The sequence below is a fragment of the Sphingorhabdus sp. Alg231-15 genome, from assembly GCF_900149705.1.
In the GTDB taxonomy this organism is placed as follows: Bacteria; Pseudomonadota; Alphaproteobacteria; order Sphingomonadales; family Sphingomonadaceae; genus Parasphingorhabdus.
This window is the reverse complement of sequence record NZ_LT703001.1, coordinates 2,503,270-2,521,151: the sequence shown is the minus strand read 5'-3', so window position 1 is coordinate 2,521,151 and position 17,882 is coordinate 2,503,270. Positions and strand designations below refer to the sequence as shown.

Annotated in this window: 18 protein-coding genes and 1 tRNA gene; 11 read left to right on the top strand and 8 right to left on the bottom strand. The window is 53.1% G+C overall.

What is annotated here, in order from left to right; genetic code table 11:
• Window positions 1-113: 113 nt before the first annotated feature.
• Window positions 114-2,978 carry a TonB-dependent receptor plug domain-containing protein gene (locus DG177_RS12510; protein WP_337658799.1) on the top strand — a complete coding sequence of 955 codons (2,865 nt, stop codon included), beginning with the start codon at window positions 114-116 and terminating at the stop codon, window positions 2,976-2,978.
• An 80-nt stretch (window positions 2,979-3,058) separates the two neighbouring features.
• Here DG177_RS12510 and DG177_RS12505 read toward each other — a convergent pair whose 3' ends face one another.
• Window positions 3,059-3,835 carry a glucose 1-dehydrogenase gene (locus tag DG177_RS12505; RefSeq protein ID WP_108811781.1) on the bottom strand — a complete coding sequence of 259 codons (777 nt, stop codon included), beginning with the start codon at window positions 3,833-3,835 and terminating at the stop codon, window positions 3,059-3,061.
• Between the two features lie 288 nt (window positions 3,836-4,123).
• A tRNA-Tyr gene (locus tag DG177_RS12500) sits at window positions 4,124-4,209 on the bottom strand.
• A gap of 148 nt (window positions 4,210-4,357) precedes the next feature.
• Between DG177_RS12500 and rlmB the strand changes: the two genes are divergently transcribed.
• The gene (gene rlmB / locus DG177_RS12495; protein ID WP_108812960.1) at window positions 4,358-5,110 is read left to right on the top strand and encodes a 23S rRNA (guanosine(2251)-2'-O)-methyltransferase RlmB; all 753 of its coding nucleotides are present in this window, start codon (window positions 4,358-4,360) and stop codon (window positions 5,108-5,110) included.
• Entirely contained in the window at window positions 5,111-6,043 is a 933-nt protein-coding gene (locus tag DG177_RS12490) for a hypothetical protein (protein WP_108811780.1), read from the top strand. It begins immediately after the preceding gene.
• 69 nt (window positions 6,044-6,112) lie between these two features.
• Here the strand turns inward: DG177_RS12490 and DG177_RS12485 are convergent, their stop codons facing one another.
• Complete coding sequence (locus DG177_RS12485; protein WP_108811779.1) at window positions 6,113-6,430, bottom strand: 2Fe-2S iron-sulfur cluster-binding protein; 318 nt, start codon at window positions 6,428-6,430, stop codon at window positions 6,113-6,115.
• Window positions 6,431-6,533: 103 nt separating this feature from the next.
• Between DG177_RS12485 and DG177_RS12480 the strand changes: the two genes are divergently transcribed.
• A complete protein-coding gene (locus tag DG177_RS12480; RefSeq protein ID WP_108811778.1) occupies window positions 6,534-7,151 on the top strand; it encodes a DNA-3-methyladenine glycosylase in 618 nt (205 codons plus the stop codon).
• A gap of 19 nt (window positions 7,152-7,170) precedes the next feature.
• On the opposite strand, the gene DG177_RS12475 is transcribed toward DG177_RS12480, so the two are convergent.
• The 3 genes from DG177_RS12475 to DG177_RS12465 are packed head-to-tail and all read right to left on the bottom strand — an operon-like array spanning window position 7,171 to window position 10,043.
• The gene (locus tag DG177_RS12475; protein ID WP_337658798.1) at window positions 7,171-7,698 is read right to left on the bottom strand and encodes a hypothetical protein; all 528 of its coding nucleotides are present in this window, start codon (window positions 7,696-7,698) and stop codon (window positions 7,171-7,173) included.
• Window positions 7,699-9,246, bottom strand: coding sequence for an ABC transporter permease/substrate-binding protein (locus DG177_RS12470; RefSeq protein WP_337658797.1), 1,548 nt, complete (start codon window positions 9,244-9,246; stop codon window positions 7,699-7,701). It lies immediately after the preceding gene.
• Window positions 9,243-10,043, bottom strand: a complete 801-nt coding sequence (locus DG177_RS12465; RefSeq protein ID WP_108811777.1) for an ATP-binding cassette domain-containing protein — start codon at window positions 10,041-10,043, stop codon at window positions 9,243-9,245. The genes DG177_RS12470 and DG177_RS12465 overlap by 4 nt, the downstream gene beginning before the upstream one ends.
• A gap of 120 nt (window positions 10,044-10,163) precedes the next feature.
• Between DG177_RS12465 and DG177_RS12460 the strand changes: the two genes are divergently transcribed.
• Window positions 10,164-10,997, top strand: a complete 834-nt coding sequence (locus DG177_RS12460; RefSeq protein WP_108811776.1) for an SDR family oxidoreductase — start codon at window positions 10,164-10,166, stop codon at window positions 10,995-10,997.
• Here DG177_RS12460 and DG177_RS12455 read toward each other — a convergent pair.
• Window positions 10,994-11,290: a 4a-hydroxytetrahydrobiopterin dehydratase gene (locus DG177_RS12455; protein ID WP_108811775.1), complete on the bottom strand. Its 297-nt coding sequence runs from the start codon at window positions 11,288-11,290 to the stop codon at window positions 10,994-10,996. The genes DG177_RS12460 and DG177_RS12455 overlap by 4 nt on opposite strands.
• A gap of 78 nt (window positions 11,291-11,368) precedes the next feature.
• On the opposite strand from DG177_RS12455, the gene ccmA reads away from it, so the two are divergent.
• The gene (gene ccmA / locus DG177_RS12450; RefSeq protein WP_108811774.1) at window positions 11,369-11,983 is read left to right on the top strand and encodes a heme ABC exporter ATP-binding protein CcmA; all 615 of its coding nucleotides are present in this window, start codon (window positions 11,369-11,371) and stop codon (window positions 11,981-11,983) included.
• Window positions 11,983-12,630: a heme exporter protein CcmB gene (locus DG177_RS12445; protein WP_443216440.1), complete on the top strand. Its 648-nt coding sequence runs from the start codon at window positions 11,983-11,985 to the stop codon at window positions 12,628-12,630. Before ccmA ends, DG177_RS12445 begins: the two co-directional genes overlap by 1 nt.
• 2 nt (window positions 12,631-12,632) lie before the next feature.
• On the opposite strand, the gene DG177_RS12440 is transcribed toward DG177_RS12445, so the two are convergent.
• Complete coding sequence (locus tag DG177_RS12440; RefSeq protein WP_108812956.1) at window positions 12,633-13,391, bottom strand: molybdopterin-binding protein; 759 nt, start codon at window positions 13,389-13,391, stop codon at window positions 12,633-12,635.
• A 115-nt stretch (window positions 13,392-13,506) separates the two neighbouring features.
• On the opposite strand from DG177_RS12440, the gene DG177_RS12435 reads away from it, so the two are divergent.
• From DG177_RS12435 to DG177_RS12420, 4 genes are all read left to right on the top strand, one after another.
• Window positions 13,507-14,160 (top strand): hypothetical protein, encoded by a 654-nt coding sequence (locus DG177_RS12435; protein ID WP_108811773.1) that lies wholly within the window; start codon window positions 13,507-13,509, stop codon window positions 14,158-14,160.
• A gap of 42 nt (window positions 14,161-14,202) precedes the next feature.
• Entirely contained in the window at window positions 14,203-15,030 is an 828-nt protein-coding gene (gene map, locus DG177_RS12430; RefSeq protein ID WP_108811772.1) for a type I methionyl aminopeptidase, read from the top strand.
• Between the two features lie 94 nt (window positions 15,031-15,124).
• Window positions 15,125-17,284, top strand: a complete 2,160-nt coding sequence (locus DG177_RS12425) for a PQQ-dependent dehydrogenase, methanol/ethanol family (RefSeq protein ID WP_108811771.1) — start codon at window positions 15,125-15,127, stop codon at window positions 17,282-17,284.
• A 224-nt stretch (window positions 17,285-17,508) separates the two neighbouring features.
• Entirely contained in the window at window positions 17,509-17,847 is a 339-nt protein-coding gene (locus DG177_RS12420; protein ID WP_108811770.1) for a P-II family nitrogen regulator, read from the top strand.
• Window positions 17,848-17,882: the final 35 nt, after the last annotated feature.

Sequence of the window (17,882 nt, the reverse complement as noted above, 5' to 3'; positions counted from 1 at the left end):
GTTGCATCAATTCGCCATCTGTTATTCAATATTCAAATTACCGTCATATTTGATTGCTGAACCGCTCTTTCTATTTATTTGGTTGCCCCTGTATTTAACCAAGGGAGCCAGCAATGCGGCCGAATTTGAAAACTCAAACCTTACGCAAATGCCTTACTTCAGCGGCGATGGTCGCTGTTGCTATCTCTGCTACGGCAGCCAAAGCGCAGGATCAGGAAGGCGCAGAAAGCGATGATTCCGCAGATGTGATTGTCGTTACAGGGTCTAGGATCACGGATCCCAATCTGGAGCTGTCCAGTCCAGTGACCGTGTTGGGTCGCGATCAAATTGACCTTGCCCCCTCATTGACAGCGGAAGAGTTGATCAGGGATTTACCCGGAGTTGTTGCTGGCATTGGCTCATCAGTCAATAATGGCAATGACGGTTCGTCGGAGGTCAACCTTCGCGGACTGGGAAGCAATCGTAACCTTGTCCTGATTGACAATAGCCGAGTGGTACCAGCCGGGCTAACCGGTGTTACCGATACCAATGTTATCCCGCTGGCCTTGGTAGAGCGGGTTGATATCGTGACCGGAGGTGCCGGAACGGTTTATGGTGCGGATGCGATATCCGGTGTGGTCAATTTCGTGTTGAAACGGGATTTTGAAGGCGCTGAAATCTCAGCCAGCTATGGCCTCACAGAAAGCAGTGATGCCGGTGTATTCCGGACCGATTTGACCATCGGCGGCAATTTTGCGGACGATCGCGGCAATGCTGTCCTGAACATCGGATATCACAGTTCCGATCCCCTGTTCCAGGCTGATCGCAGCTTTGGTGTCGACTCGATCAGTTCGGTCTCCGGCAATGCTCTCGGATCCGGAACATCGGTACCAACTGCCATCAACGGGATGCAATATGATCCAGATACCGACTCTTTGGTCGCACCGTTCAACACGTTTAACTTCAATCCGTTCAATCTCTATCAAACGCCGCTGGAACGGATCAACATATTCGGTGCCGCTCATTTTGAAGTTGCTGATGGCATTGAAGTTTACGGCAAAGGACTGTTTTCCAACAATAAGGTTGATATTCGGGCAGCGCCATCAGGACTCTTTGGTACGACCTATAATCTCCCGCTCAGCAATCCATTCCTGACCGACAATCTGCGAAACCAGATATGTGCCCAACAGGGTGTAGGAATCTCGCAGGCAGACTGTGATGCGGCGGCGGGTGTTACCGACCCCAGCGATCCTGCCTTTCGCGCTCCGGCGGTGACAATCAATCGTCGGCTGGTTGAACAGGGCAATCGCGAGGAGACAATCGAATCCAATGTATTCCAGATTGAAGCCGGTGTTCGCGGTACGATAGTCGATAATATCGAATGGGATGTCCACGCCACGCATGGCCAGTCCGAACGTGTCCGCAGTCAGCGAAATAATGGCTTGCAATCCCGTGTTCAGCAGTCGCTTTTCGCTATTGATGCAGATAATTGTGTGGATCCATCCAATGGCTGTGTACCGATCAATCTATTCGGTCCAACCGGTCAGGATATCTCCCCGGATTTCGCCGCTTTCTCGGCACCGCCAGTATCTCTGACGACAAAAACCGAATTGACCGTGGTTACCGGTTCGGTTTCCGGTGATGCAGGCTTTGCCTTACCTTGGGCAGGCACACCACTCAATTTTGCCGTTGGCGTTGAGTATCGCGAGAATATTGCGTCGATTAACCCCGATATTGCAACTGGGACGCTTGATGAGGTGCTCGGTAATGGCGAGGCCTTTTTGGCCCAATCCGGTCGCTATAGTGTGAAGGAAGTATTTGGTGAAATCGTTGCTCCCATTGTCGAGGATCAACCATTTTTCAAAAGCCTGACGCTTGAGCTTGGCGGTCGCTATTCCGATTATTCCAATACGGGCGGGAATTTCACCTGGAAAGCCGGTGGCAGCTGGGAACCCGTGGATGGTCTGAAACTGCGGGGTATCTATCAACGCGCCGTGCGGTCTCCCAATATCGAAGAGCTTTTCGAGCCTCCGGTGACTGGACTGGACAATCTCGCTGTTGATCCGTGTGCTGGTGCCAATCCCGTCGGGAATGCTGAGCTCACCGCTATCTGTATTGCGCAAGGCGCCCCCGCCGGCACTATTGGCTCCATTCCGGCCCCGTCCGCGAGTCAAATCAACTTTACCGGCGGCGGCAACCCTGATCTGGATGTTGAAAAAGCAACGACCATTACTTTTGGTGCGATTATCCAGCCCGCCATTATTCCGGGTCTGACGGTGTCGGTGGATTATTACGATATTGAGATCAAGGACGCCATTTCGCGGACAACAGTCGGGGATGTTATCCAGCCCTGTTTCAATCCGCCTGATGCCAGCGATCCCGCCTGCGCACTGATCATCCGCAACCCCCTGAACGGCAGTCTGAACGGCGGGGCAAGCGATACACCTGGCCTTCTGCTAGAACTAACCAATCTTGGACGATTGGAAACGTCGGGAATTGATTTCAACATTAGCTATAGTCGGGACCTCGATTTCGCGACCCTCGGACTGCAAGTGAACGGAAACTATACGTTCGATAGAAAGTTCCAGGCCACACCGGACAGTGTAAATCGCGAATGTGCAGGCTTCTACAGCGTCAATTGCGAAAGTATCCAGCCAGAATTCCAGACGAACAGCCGGATTTCATTATCGCGCGAGGAAGGATCCATCTCCCTGGGTTGGAAATATATTTCCAGCCAGGAAGTCGAGACGTCTTTGCAAGGCAGCTTTCTTCCCGAGTTCGAAAGCATCGGCTCCTATAATATCTTCGATCTGGTGCTGCAGACGACGCTCATGGATACGCTGGATCTGACATTCGTGGTCGACAATCTGTTCGACAAGAAACCGCCGCTGGTTGGCAATACAATTGGTGCGACGGAATTTAACAGCGGCAACACATATCCATCAACATATGATGCCCTGGGACGACGCTATACAATTGGCGCGAAGCTTACTTTCTAAGCGCGCTTGGAAGTGAAAAAAGGCGGCCGTACGGAACGGCCGCCTTTTTATGTTCAGTATGTTATAGCAACAATCGAAATCTAAGGGCGTGAGATCATCCCGCCATCCAGTGCAATTGTTTGCCCGACCAACCATGATGATGCTCTGGAGCACAGATAAAGCGCGGTGCCAGCAATATCTTCCGGCGCACCCATGCGTCCCCTAGGAATCTGGGAAATTGCCATTTTGGTCATCCCGTCATTCTCAACTATCTGTTTGGTCATATTGCTCGGGAAGAAGCCCGGTGCAATGGCGTTTACATTGATGTTGTAGGACGCAAGATCGGTCGCGAGATGCTCGGTCAAATGAATCACTCCGGATTTACTCGCGGAATAGGCATAAGTCGGCATGCCGGAATTTCGGATGCCATTGATCGACGCGATATTGATTACCCGCGCAGGATCATCCGGATTACCCGAAGCTTTGAGAAGTGGCAGGAATTTTTGGGTTGCGAAGAATATCGCCTTGATGTTGATATCCATGACTTTATCCCAGCCTTTTTCGGGAAAGTCCTCAACCGGTGCAGCCCAGTTGGCGCCGGCATTGTTGATCAGGATGTCGACCCTAGTTTCCCGCTCGCTCACAGCCGCTACGAAGCTTTCAATACCCTCGACATTGGATAAGTCAGCTGGAATGGCGATACACTCTCCCAGTTTGGAAAGCTCTTCGGCCATCGCCATCAGCCGCTCTTCCTTGCGTGCGGTGATATAGACTTTGGCGCCGTTCTCAACCAGACCACGTGCCATCATAGCGCCGATACCGCTTGATCCTCCCGAGACAACCGCCACTTTTCCGCTCACGTCAAATAGGTTCTTCATATGCTCTCCTGTATCCTGAACTCACTTGAAGCTTCCTTTCCACAGCCGGACAAGCTTGTCACCTAATGATGAGCGTTTGGGATGCATATGAAGCGGATCGCACCTACTGGAGCTATGTCGAGACCTAGTGGCGCCTGATGGGCCCGTTTTCGGCAATGGAACGGAGTTTTTCCGCTAAAAATTTGGCATATCGGCCAAGAGACGTTTCTGCTGTTTGGAAGACGTTTTTACTTAGTCAGACCGCCCTTGCCGACGCTGATAGCGCAGATCGAAACTGCTCAGCAAAAATGGTGGACAGGATAGGATTCGAACCTATGTACGCTTGCGCGGGCAGATTTACAGTCTGCTGCCTTTAACCACTCGGCCACCTGTCCATTTGGTTGCCTGTCTTGACCGTTTTTTGGCAAGATGCGGCTCAATGACGAAAGCATCGCCCAGTGTCAATGCCTGCCCTCTCAAAATCACATATTTGCCGTGCAAAAAAAAGGATGTGCCATCGCAGCCGAGCCGTTAAAGAGCGATATGGCACGTAAAAACAGATCTGTGAAGAAAACCGGCGGTGGTTTGAAATTCTGGGGTCGGCATGCGGTGGAAGCTGCACTCGCCAACCCGCACCGGTTCGTAAAAAAAATATCAGGAACACGAGAGGCCCTTGCCTCACTTGACCTTCCGCAGGATCTTGCGGTCGTATATAGCGACGTGGCTGATCTGGGCCGCGCCATACCGCGCGATGCACCGCATCAAGGGATGGTACTTGATGTCGATCCTCTGCCCGAAATCTGGCTTGGCGACATGCTCGACAAAGCAACCGAAAAAGGTCGCCCGATCTTGGTGTTGGATCAAGTGACCGATCCTCATAACGTCGGGGCAATTTTGCGCTCGGCCGCAGCCTTCGACGCCGCAGCCATAGTGACCCAGGATCGCCATGCGCCGCCCGAGTCCGGGACGCTGGCAAAATCAGCTTCAGGCGCTCTGGAAATTGTTCCTTGGATACGGGTGGTCAATCTGGCCCGAGCGCTGGATGAAATTGCCGAGGCGGGATATTGGCGCATTGGTATGGACGGTGATGCGAAGGAAACACTGGGCGACATCATGGGGCAAAGCAAGTTGGCACTGGTGATGGGCGCAGAAGGAGAAGGTCTGCGTCAGAATGTTGCCGCCCATTGTGACGCTCTCGCGCGGTTGCCTATGGCTCCGCAGATGGAAAGCCTCAACGTATCAAACGCCGCAGCCATAGCTCTTTACGCAGAATATACACGAAACCGGGAGAATTAAATGAAACAGATGTTCAAATTTGTTGCAGCGCTGTCTGCACCCCTGTTGCTATCGGGTTGCTTCCTATTGCCCGGCAAATTCAATGCAAATCTCAAGATCCTTGACGGTGATCGCTATGAATTCAGCTATACTGGGCAAATTCAGATGACGATGCCAGACGACGGCAAGCTGAAAAAACCAAGCAACGAGCCGTTTGATTCAGCGAAGCTGATCTGCCGGGACCGCGTTTACAAGAGCAATGGTGAGGTCAATCCTGTCAGGCCGGTCTATGGGGATGACTATGATGCCTATGGAAAAGACGCCAATCCTGATGTCGATACCAGCATTCGCACCTATGACGTGGTCGATCGTGACTGCACGGACGAAGAAATCACCAAAAGAAAAGACGAATATGTCCGCAGTCAGGAGCGCAGGAAAAAGCGCTATGACGAAGAAAAGGCCATGGCAGGCGCATTTTTCGGTGGTCCTATTCCTGGCGATGACGCGAGCATGATCGCCTTTGCGAATACAATGAGCAAATATCGCGGCTGGAAAAAAATCGAGCATGCGGGCGGGAATATTTTCGATGTTGAGTATAGCGAAACCGGCACTATCGGAAATTATTTCAGCTTTCCGGTGCTTCCAGATTCACAGATGCAATATCCGTTCTTCCAGCTTATCCAGCGCAGCGATGGTGCAGTGGAGCTGTTATCGCCTAGCATTGCCGGACAGGGCAGCTTCTTTAACATGATGATGATGAAAGAAAGTGGCGGTAAAGCACCAAAAATTTCTGAAATTGACGGTGTCCTGACGATCGAGACCAATGGCACGGTTGCGACCAACAACAGCGTTGATGGCTTTGTTGAGAAGAACGGTCTGAAAGTGATGACCTGGAAAATCGGCAAGAATGCTGCAGAGACGGCAGAGGGACCACGCGCTCTTATCAGGTTCTGACTACTGTGTGACCGGCATAAAAAAGGGGAGCTTCGCGGCTCCCCTTTTTTGTGTAATATTTCGTCCGACTTAATCTTCTTCGGCGATTTTCACTTTCAGACCGTCAAGATCATCATTCAGCTCGATCTGGCAGCTCAGGCGGGAAAACTCATCCCGGTGGTCGCTGCTTTCCAAAAGATCATCTTCGTCCTCGCTCATCGCAGGCAGCTTGTCTTTCCAATCCGCATCAACATGGACATGGCAGGTTGCGCATGAACAGCATCCACCGCAAAGCGCCAGCAATTCATCAAATCCGTTGTCGCGGATCGCTTCCATGACGTTCATACCGCTATCGACGGTAACCGCTTTTTCTTCTCCGGTACGACCGGTGACGTGGATGGTTGGCATATAAATCCCTTAAGCTGTTTTCATTCAAAATCCGGCACGCTATGTCCGCTCGATTAAAAAGAATCAAGAGGCCACAAGGCCAGTAACCTAAGGCGAAGCCGCAATGGGCCTATCAAAAGAGACGATAAAGACCAGCCTCGATGCGATTAGCAAAGTCGAGCCGTCATTGAGCAAGGCTATCAAGGCGGCCGGTTACCCCGAACCGCGGATCAATCCCAAAGGTTATCAGACCTTGCTCCGCACGATTGTCGGTCAGCAAGTCAGTGTGGCGTCTGCCGCTTCAGTTTGGAACAAGCTGGAGGCGCGCTTGGGCGCAGGTTGCCCGGCCGAGGCGCTGATCGCAACCGACTTTGACGAATTGCGTGCTTGCGGCCTTTCGCGTCAGAAACAAGGCTATGCCCGCAGTCTGGCAGAGTTGATTTTGTCTGGCGGATTGGACCTCGACAACTTACCGGATGAAGATGAGGAAGCCATTGCCCGGCTCACTCAGGTAAAGGGTATTGGCCGCTGGTCGGCGGAAATCTATCTGCTCTTTGCCTTGGGCCGCCCTGATATCTGGCCAGCCGGTGATCTAGCAATTCAGGCTGGCGTCGGCGACATTTTCGGCCATGACACGCGGCCATCGGAACAGGATTTGCGAGAAATTGCGCTGCCGTGGTCACCGCATCGCGGATCGGTGGCGATTTTTATCTGGCATCACTATAATAGGATGGTGATGTAAGCTTTCGCGCGACCGGTCGCTATTTCTTCAGCAAGGGATTCAGCGCCATCACTTCTTCCATGAAGGATCGCGGTTTTTTCCAGAATTTTGTCTTCGCATTGAACTGATAACCCAATATCGCAATCGCCTCGCTAGTAAAATGGACACAATTGCGCTTGTTGAGGCTGTAGCTTTTCTGAGGCTTGTTGCGCCACTTAGTAACCAGCGCCATTAATTCACGATATTTTTTGTCGCCAACGGTGACTGTGAAATGCGGATTACTGTTGGTAATATATTTAGGCTTGGGCGTTTCAACCTTGCCCTTGACCGAACCCCACAGGATCCCCGGCGAGATATTGACCGCGGTGAACCCGAAGCTGGTATCTACAGTCTCGCCGCTCTCCAGTTCCCCCTTCATCACAAAAAAGGCATGCGGAAAATTCTTGCCAAAATCATGGGAGTAGAATGTCACCGCCACTTGCGCATGCGCTGGCACGGTGGCCATGAAGAGGGGAATTAAAACGGCCAGAAGACGCAGCCGGAACATCACAAAAAACTGTCTTGTCACTTATTGATCTTTCCCATTTCTGATCTGCTCATCCAGCCAGCGCGCCGCCTGTCTGGGCGATTGCTTGTCCGCCTCGCGGTCGACTTTATAATTGGCCTCTCGCATATTTTCCACAGTAATTGCACCAACCAGAGGTTTGATTGCGTTCATGAAATTATCATCACCACTGCGTCCGGGGGCAACCAATATCATCGCTTCATAAGACGGCACCGCGCCCTTTCCATCTTCCAGTACAACAAAGCCATTGGCGGCGATCCGTCCGTCAGAAGAAAAGGCCGAGATAACATCCACATCTCCGCTCGATAAAGCGGGGTACATGAAGGTTGGATTAAACGATCGGGATTCCTTAAATCGGATCGGATATGCTGCCTGGACCATATCCCATTCCGGCCGTTCGAGAAATTCAAGGTCGGTGCCAAAAGTAAACCCTGGTGAAACGCGCGCCAAGTCATCGAGCGTGCTGAGCCGCTTGCTTTCCGCATCTTCCGGGCGAACGGCAAAAGCGTAGGTATTTTCAAATCCCAACGCGCCAAACATGGTCACACCGTGATCGGATAGACTCCACTTGGCTATCTCTTGCACCATATCTTCAGCCGAAACCGGGTCGGTGCGCTTCATCTGATTGGTCCAAATCGTACCGGAATAGTCTACATAAATATCGATATCGTCTGACGCTACCGCCTGAAACACGACCGCTGAGCCAAGACCATCCTGATACCGAATCTCATAGCCCGCCTCGACCAGCCGCGAACCGATCAGACGCGCCAAGATAAACTGCTCCGAGAAGCCTTTCGCACCAATGACGACGACATCATCGCTCCGATTGAGTGTAGGCAACACCGCGATGACCAGTCCGATGCCAAGTGTAACGGCGGCACCCCAAGCGATGATTTTGCGTCGCTCACGAATGGCGCGCTCAATTACGCCCAGAAGCAAATCGACGATGATGGCTAACCCAGCCGATGCCAGACAACCGGTTAAAACCAATGCCCAGTTTTGAGTCTGCAGACCGGCAAAGATCAAATCACCCAAACTGGCTTGTCCCACCGTAGTGGATAGCGTAGCCGCCCCGATGGTCCACACAGCAGCTGTTCGGATGCCCGCCATAATCGTTGGCGCAGCCAAAGGCGCTTCAACCAAACGTAGTTTTTGGACTGTGGTCATACCCAATCCATCGGCCGCCTGTTTCGCCGCGGGTGACACACCGGTCAGTCCAGTGACCGCGTTGCGCAGTATCGGTAACAAGGCATAAAGAGTAAGCGCGAGTAGGGCCGGCAGAAACCCCAATGCCGATATTCCACCACCAAGCAAGGCGGACAGCCCCAGCAGAACCGGATAGAAAAGCGCAAGCAAGGCCAGCGCCGGAATAGTCTGAACCAAACTGGCAAAGCCAAGAATGACCGCAGCTACTTTCGGTGCGCGCGCCGCCCAGATCGCGAGCGGCAGACATAAAGCCATAGCAAGCAACAATGCCGAAAAACTAAGCTGTACGTGGGCTGCCAGCAATTCGGGCACCCGCGAGAAGGCCTGTTGCCATGCCTCCGTCACGCCTTTTTCGCTCCATCTGTTTCACCAAGCGCGATGAGATGGGCTGCCTGCGCGCGCGGAATGGCAACCAGGGCCTCGGCTTCGTCGCCGACTCCGCCGGATAAAAGCTCTGCAGGCGTGGCATCCGCTTTGATCTGCCCGGCCTCCATTACCAATATCCGATCCGCGAGATAGAGCGCTTCAGCCATATCATGGGTGACGATGATCGTTGTAAGGCCCAGCTTTTCGTGTAGCGCTTTATACTGGCCGGCAAGGCTGTCTCTCGTCACCGGATCCAGCGCACCAAAGGGTTCATCCATCAACATCAGACCGGGGCGCGTTGCCAGCGCTCGGGCAACACCAACCCTTTGCTGTTGCCCACCACTAAGTTGATGCGGCAACCGGTTCGCCATTTCTTGTGGAAGCTCCACCAGATCGAGCAACTCGGCCACGCGATCACTCAGCCCTTCTTTCTCGCCAGCCAATTCCAGCCCGATTGCAATATTGCGCGATATCGTCATGTGCGGGAAGAGACCAATATTCTGAAACACATAACCGATCCGGCGGCGCAATATATGCGGATCAATCGCTTTGACATTATCATCAGCGATCAAAACCTCGCCCTTCGTCGGGTCTATCAGCCGATTGATCATCTTTAACAAAGTAGATTTGCCGGATCCGGAGAGACCGACGAGCGCTACAAAGCTGCCCGCTGCAATCTCAAGCGAAACATCGTCGACTGCCGTGACAGTCCCATAGATGCGCCTGACATTTTGCAGGCTGATCGCTGGACCAGAGGCAGAAGGGGTTGAAATCATTGTGACTACTATTGGCCAGCTTTACCCAATATGTCCAATCGCTCTTGACCTGATGCGGAAAAACCGCTCGAATGAACATCAATGTCAATAAGACAATGATGAGAGGGCGAGCACAAGAAAATGGCATATCAAACCGGACAGAAGTCCATATTCATCACCGGCGGAGCGTCGGGACTGGGCCGCGAAGTCGCCCGTTATTTTGCCGGCAAGGGTTGGTTTATCGGTATTGCCGATATCAACGATGCCGGGATGGCTGAGACCGCATCAATGCTTCCGGAAGGCCAAAGCTCCGTCCACAGGCTTGATGTCACTAGCCGCGCCAACTGGAAATCTGCGGTTGCCGATTTTGCTACAATTACCGGCGGCACAATGAACGTCCTGTTCAACAATGCAGGCATTGGTGAAGGCGGTCCGATTGAGGAGATGACCGACGAAGATATCGACTTGATGATCGCCATTAATTTTACCGGATGCATCAGTGGAACGCGGGCCTGTTTCGAAATGCTGAAAAATACGCCTGACAGCTGTGTACTCTACACTGCGTCAGCGGCCGGTATATACGGCGTGGCTGATCTTAGTGTTTATAGCGCGACGAAGTTTGCGGTGCGCGGTCTTGCAGAATCACACGATCTGGAATTCAACAAATATGGTATCAAGTCTCGCTCGTTAATGCCCGGCTTTGTTGACACTAATATCATCTCTGATGTGGTAGAGGGCACCAATCAGACTGGCAAAGAACGTCTTGAAGAAAGCGGTGTGTTGGTAAGTCCTGTGTCGATAATCGGCCCAGCTGCATGGGAAGCCGTACACGGCAAAAAGGTGCATACACCCGTCAACAAAATGGCCAAACAGCTGGCTTTCGCTGCGCGCTGGATGCCGGGCCGATTGCGCAAACAAGCTGTTGAACTGGCCGATCTTGGCAATGTTCTCGCCGGAGCAGAGCCTAAAAACTAGAGAATGCCCTCAATTGTCCTCGCCAAATCGATGTCGCGCTGAGATAATCCGCCATTCTCACCGGCATCATGGGTGGTCAGCGTAATATCGACATTGTTGTAGACGTTAAACCATTCGGGATGGTGATCCGCTTTTTCGGCATGTATCGCCACGCGGGTCATGAAGGCATAAGCTTCAGTGAAATCGGCAAATTTAAACTTGCGGCTAATCGCATCGCGTTTGCCGTCATATTCCCAGTCGGGCAGGGCCGCGAGAGCCGCTTGCCGCTCAGCATCATTCAGTTGAGCAACCATATTTCGATACTCCTTGCTTGGCTTTACCGCCATTTCATGGCTTAAGTCTTCCCCATGAACCGAGGGGCGTCAACCAAAATGCGGGAAGAAGGGAGCGAAAATCTGCGCGCCGAAGCCCTTGCGTGTGTGCGCGGCGAAAAATTACTCTTCCGCGATCTCAATTTCACGTTGACACCAGGGCAAGCGGGATTGGTCACTGGCCCTAATGGCGTTGGTAAGTCCAGCCTGTTGCGATTAATTGCTGGATTGCTCCAGCCGTTTTCCGGCACGATCCATGTTCCGACATCGGTTGCATTATGTGATGACCGCATGGCTCTCGATGAAAATTTGTCGTTGCGAGATGCTCTCCGTTTTTGGACTAGACTCGATGGTCAGACACAGGATGATTCCGCGGAAGCCATGGACGCAGCTGGTATGAGCCATCTAGCCGAAGTGCCCGTCCGCTATTTCTCCACCGGCCAGCGGCAGCGTGCACGGCTGGCCCGTACCTTTCTCACCAGATCCAATCTATGGTTGCTCGATGAGCCCGCCAATGGCCTAGATACGGCATCGGTGGATTTATTGGGCCGCACTCTACAAACCCATCTTGACGGCGGCGGCATGATATTGGCCGCAAGCCATATCGCACTGCCGATTGCCTTTGACTTATCGCTCGAACTGGATGCGCTGGAAGAGATGGAGACGCCGCTGTGATTGGGGCGCTCAAAGCAATGATCTGGCGTGATGTCCGGCAAAGCTATGCCAGCGGCGGGACCTGGCTACCAGTGATTTTCTATCTCTCGGCGGCGACTCTGTTTCCTTTTGCGGTTGGCCCGGATCGTGATTTGCTGCTCCAAACCGGCGGCGGCATATTGTGGATCGCGGCGTTGCTTGCGACCCTGTTGCCGCTCGACCGATTGGTGCAGCCTGACCTGGACAATGGCCTCTACGATCAATTGTTGGTGCGCGGCATTACCGACGAATTGATCGCCTTTGCCCGGCTGATCTCGCATTGGTTGGCTTTTGGGCCGCCGTTGCTGTTTGCCGCTTTGCTCGCCAGCGGCCTGATGGGCTTGGAGGGGCCGCCGCTCGTCACCTTGCTTGCCAGCCTTGCGATCGCGACACCGGCGCTTGCCGGACTAGCAGTGATGATCGCGGCCTTGACTGCCGGCCTGAAAGGCGCAGGGGCTTTGGGTGGATTGCTATTGGTACCGTTAGCGATTCCGTTGCTGATTTTCGGAGCAGGTAGCTTGGCGGATCAAAGCGGCAGTGCGCTGTTGTTCCTGAGTGCCGTATCGCTGCTGATCGTCGCGATTACACCTTTTGCAGCCGGAGCCGCGTTACGGGCGATACGGGAATAGTCCTAAATCCCGCCTTCGGTAACCTCATAACCGGCCTCTTCCAACCCGGATTTCAGTGCCGCCTTACAGGTCGCCAGTTCATCTGCATCAGTTGAACGCACGACGAAATTCGCGCCGACTGTGCCATTGCGGAAAAACGGGTAGCTGCCAATCTGGCAGCCTTCATGCGCTTTCTCCGCAACTCTCAAAACATCTGCAATCTCGCTTTCCGGCGCCCACGCACCCAGCGTTTCGGACAAGAGCGGCACGCCGCCCTCCAGCGTCCCCGTCAATGCATCAAGCATCCCCGCAGTAATATGTGGAACACCTGCCATCAGGTACAGATTGTCGATTTTTATTCCCGGCGCGCCGGACATACGATTTTCAATCAGCTCGGCGCCATCAGGCACCCGTGCCATGCGCAGACGGCCTTCGTTAATGCCGCCCTTGTCCGCATAATATTTCTCCAATATCGCCCGTGCGGTCGGGTGGATCACCACATCGACACCCAGCGCCTTGGAAATGGCATCCACCGTAATATCATCATGAGTCGGACCAATGCCGCCAGTGGTGAAGAGATAATCATTGCGCGCCCGCAAGATATTCACTGCCTCGGCAATCGCGTCCATGTCATCGGCAATCACGCGCACTTCGCCAAGCCTGATACCCTGCACGTTCAGCCATTTGGCGATTTGCGCGATATTCTTGTCCTGCGTGCGACCAGAGAGGATTTCATCTCCAATGACAATCAGGGCGGCGGTGTAAATGCGGGATTTGCTCATGTCCTTGGGATATAGAGCAGTTCCGGAAATCATCAACGGCCATTTGTAATTTGGTAAGGTCCTGCAACTAAGTTGAAATGGGGCGCATTTTTATCATCTCCAACAGGAGAATATTATGGACATGCAATTTGGTTTTCAGACGGCGTTGCATGACACCGCTGCGAGCCTGGCTATCTCACAAGACGGCCCGTGCCTGATCATCGAAGAAGTCGATGCACCGCCAAGCACCGTATCATTTATCGCCGGTGTTGCTTTTGCCCTGTCTTTTGTTGCTTTCGGCCTTTTTGTCGCCAGTTGGGAACTGGAGCCAGCCAGCCAGCCCTTGCGTTTTCCGATTGCTGGTTTGTTCACCCTGGTCGGCGCCGGATTATTATGGCTGGCGGTTAGCCGAAAGAAATCAATCAGGCGGCTAATTGCAAATTGCGACACTCAAACCGTTGAATATGGACATATGGTCGCTGGTAAAAAAGACAGTTGGCAGTATCGAAAAAAGGGTGTTTTTGACTATCATCAAACAGACAGGTTCAATACCGGCTATGTTGATCATACCGAAATCGGAGCCGAACTGACCTATACGGGTCTGTATGTGAGAGCGCCCGACGGACCGCGCGGCGGCCTGCTGGTAATGGGTGCGTTATATGAAGTCGAAATCGCAGTCGATTATATCTACCGCCATATGAACGAAACCGCACGACGCGAGAGCAATTTTGGCGATGATGCCAACAGTCTGCCGCGCAGTTTTGTTCCGCTAAACAGGGACAGGAGCTGATTCCCCCTCGTCAAACCCGGTTATTGATCATATATATTGCCTATGACTGATTATCTGACCGTAGAAGATGCCACTCCGCAAAGCCGGACCGGCGCGATCAAACTGCACGGCCCTGAAGGCTTTGAGGGTATGCGCAAAGCTGGGCGGCTAGCTGCCGAAATACTCGACGCTTTGGTACCACACGTGGTGCCGGGCGTGACTACAGGCGCACTGGACGATATGGTTCGTGCACATGCCTTGCGGGAGGGCGCTGTACCCGCAACGCTTGGCTATCGCGGCTTTACCCATAGTTGCTGCACTTCGATCAACCATGTCGTGTGTCACGGAATTCCTGGAGACAAGAAGCTCAAGGAAGGCGATATCGTCAATATTGATGTGACCGTTATCGTCGATGGTTGGCACGGCGACACCAGCCGCATGTTCCTGATCGGCAAGGCGCCGGTCAAAGCTGCGAGACTGGTACAGACCACATATGAGTGCTTGATGCTGGGTATTGAACAAGCCAGGCCGGGCAACCGAATGGGCGATGTCGCTCACGCTATCCAGGCTCATGCAGAAGGGAATCGCTATAGCGTGGTTCGCGATTTTTGTGGCCACGGTCTTGGCCAGATGTTCCATGATGCGCCTGAAGTTGTTCACGCCGGACGCCCCGGTACCGGCCCCGAATTACGGCCAGGTATGTTTTTCACCATCGAACCGATGATCAACATCGGCAAATATGCCGTGAAGATGCTTGAAGATGGCTGGACCGCCGTCACCCGGGACCGCTCGTTATCCGCCCAGTTCGAGCACAGTATCGGAATCACGGAAACCGGCTGTGAGATTTTCACCAAAAGCCCTGCTGGTCTGGACTGCCCGCCTTACGCGTAAACATGCATCAGCCTTGACCGTAACGCCTAAATTTAGCTAGTCAGTTAAAACAGGTTCAACCCATGAAGGTTCAGCCGGGTCGGGAGAAGTAACGATGCGTCGTTTTGGATTATTTTTGGCAACATGTCTGCTGGCCGCCTGCCAGAACCAGACTGCGGATGACGGCGGCACATCAGCTGCCAGCGATGGCTCTGAATGGAGCAATATCGGCTTTAGTGCGAAAGAACAGCGTCACAGCCCCCTCGATCAGATTAATGAAAGCAATGTCGCCGAACTTGGCATAGCCTGGTTCAAGGATCTACCAGATGCTCGCGGACAAGAGGCAACTCCGGTGGTTGTCGGCGACAAGCTTTATATCTCCACAGCTTGGTCAAAGGTTTTTGCCTATGACGCGAAAACCGGTGAGGAATTGTGGTCCTATGACCCAGAAGTTCCCGGCGAGAAAGCAGTGGATGCCTGTTGTGACGTCGTCAATCGCGGCATTGCAATTTCTCGCGGCAAACTATTTTTCGGAACGATTGACGGTCGCCTGATCGCTCTGGATGCCAACACAGGCGCACGGTTGTGGGAGACCCAGACCACCGACAATTCAAAACCCTATACGATCACCGGCGCTCCGCGCGTGGTCAAAAATATGGTCATCATCGGCAATGGCGGCGCTGAATTTGGTGTGCGCGGTTATGTCACAGCCTATAGCGTTTCCGATGGCTCTCAGAAATGGCGTTTCTACACGGTGCCCAATCCTGAGGGCAAAGCCGACGGCGCGGCCAGTGATGAGATTTTTGCCAAGGCGGCAAACAAGACCTGGGGTGAAGGTGAGTGGAAGGAATCCGGAGGCGGCGGCACTGTCTGGGATAGCATCGTCTATGACGAAGACCTTGACCAACTTTATTTCGGTGTCGGCAACGGCAATCCTTGGAATCACGGGCTGCGTTCGGGAGGGGAAGGGGATAATCTCTTCCTTTCCTCAATCGTCGCGGTCAATCCGGATACGGGAAAATATCTCTGGCATTATCAGGAAACACCTGCCGAGACGTGGGACTATACAGCCACGCAGCATATCATCATTGCCGAAATTGACTGGCCGAAAGAAACCGAAGAAGGCGAAACCACTGCCGTGACAGAAAAGCGCAAGGTGCTGTTCCACGCGCCGAAAAATGGTTTTTTCTTTGTCATCGACCGGACCAATGGCCGTTTGATGAGTGCAGAGCCATTTGTCGAGAATATCAATTGGGCTGAGGGTTATGACTTGAAAACCGGACGCCCAATCGAAAATCCGGAGGCGCGTTTTTACAAGACGGGCAAGCCATTTGTTTCGATCCCTGGCGCTCTGGGCGCACATAACTGGCATCCGATGAGCTATAATCCGAAAAGCGGTCTGGTCTATATTCCGGCCCAGCAAATTCCACAGGGCTATGAAGTGCCCACTTCTGATCTTGACCGGAAGCGTGAGCGGCTCGGCTTTAACGTCGGTATCGGTTGGGCTATCGGTCAGCTGCCCGATGACAAGGATGTATATAAAGCCGCCATCGCTGCGACGACAGGCAAGCTTGTGGCTTTTGATCCCAAGGCAGGGAAAGTTGCCTGGACCGTTGATCATCCTGCCGCTTGGAACGGCGGCACCATGACGACCGCGGGCAACCTTGTGTTTCAGGGCACCAGTGTTGGGCTGTTCAAAGCTTTTGCGGCGGATAGCGGCGAAGAGCTTTTGAGCGTGGATATGCAATCGGGAATTGTCGCTGCGCCCTCCACTTACATGATAGATGACGAGCAATATGTCGCGTTCCTAACCAGCAAGGGCGGCGCCTTTCCATTGGTTGCCGGCGTGGCGGGTGGCGCATCGCGGACGGTTCCGAATATTCCGCGGCTGGTTGTAATGAAATTGGGCGGCAGGACCAGCTTGCCAGCACTGCCAGAGAAAAGTGAAGTTGTCTGGAACCCGCCCGAACCAACCGGCACGCCGGCACAGATTGCCGATGGCAAAGCGCTTTACGGCCGTTTTTGTCTCGTCTGTCACGGTGACAGCGCTGTCGGCAATGGCTTCACGCCCGATCTGCGTATCTCCGGTACCTTGGCAAGCGAAGAAGCATGGGCTTCGATTATCACCGGCGGTGCGCTCAAACAGCATGGCATGGTCAGCTTTTCCTCGCAGTTAAAGGAAAGCCAGGTCGAAGCACTGCGTCATTATGTTATTGACCGATCCAATTGGACCAAGGCCAATGTCGCAGATGTAACTGCCCCGATTGGACGTTAGCTGAAGCGGCTTAGCGCTGCCTAATTTTTAGGCGGCAGCGTTGAAAAATGCCTGTTTTTTGGGCGGCATTGAAACTGTCACCGTTTGGCTTTAGCAGTTTACCGGCGATTCTTTTCACGATTCCAATCTGGCATGGTAATTGAATTGTACCGGGCAAGTGCGCCCGATTTTGGTGCTGCATAAGCGCGCCAGCACGTGAGTAAACGGGACAGGAACGAACAAAAATGAAAAAGATTGAAGCGATCATCAAGCCTTTCAAACTCGACGAAGTCAAAGAGGCGCTTCATGAGGTGGGAGTATCCGGCATAACTGTCACCGAAGCAAAAGGCTTCGGCCGTCAGAAAGGTCACACGGAACTTTATCGGGGTGCCGAATATGTCGTTGACTTCCTGCCCAAGGTGAAGCTCGAAGTTGTTGTCGATGATAATCTTGCGGAACGGGTTGTGGAGGCCATTTCTACAGCAGCGCAAACAGGCCGTATTGGCGATGGCAAGATTTTTGTCATTCCAGTCGAATCCGCTCTTCGTATTCGCACCGGCGAACGTGATAGCGATGCGATCTAAGGCAGTGTTTCAGCCAGCAGACATTCTTTAATTTT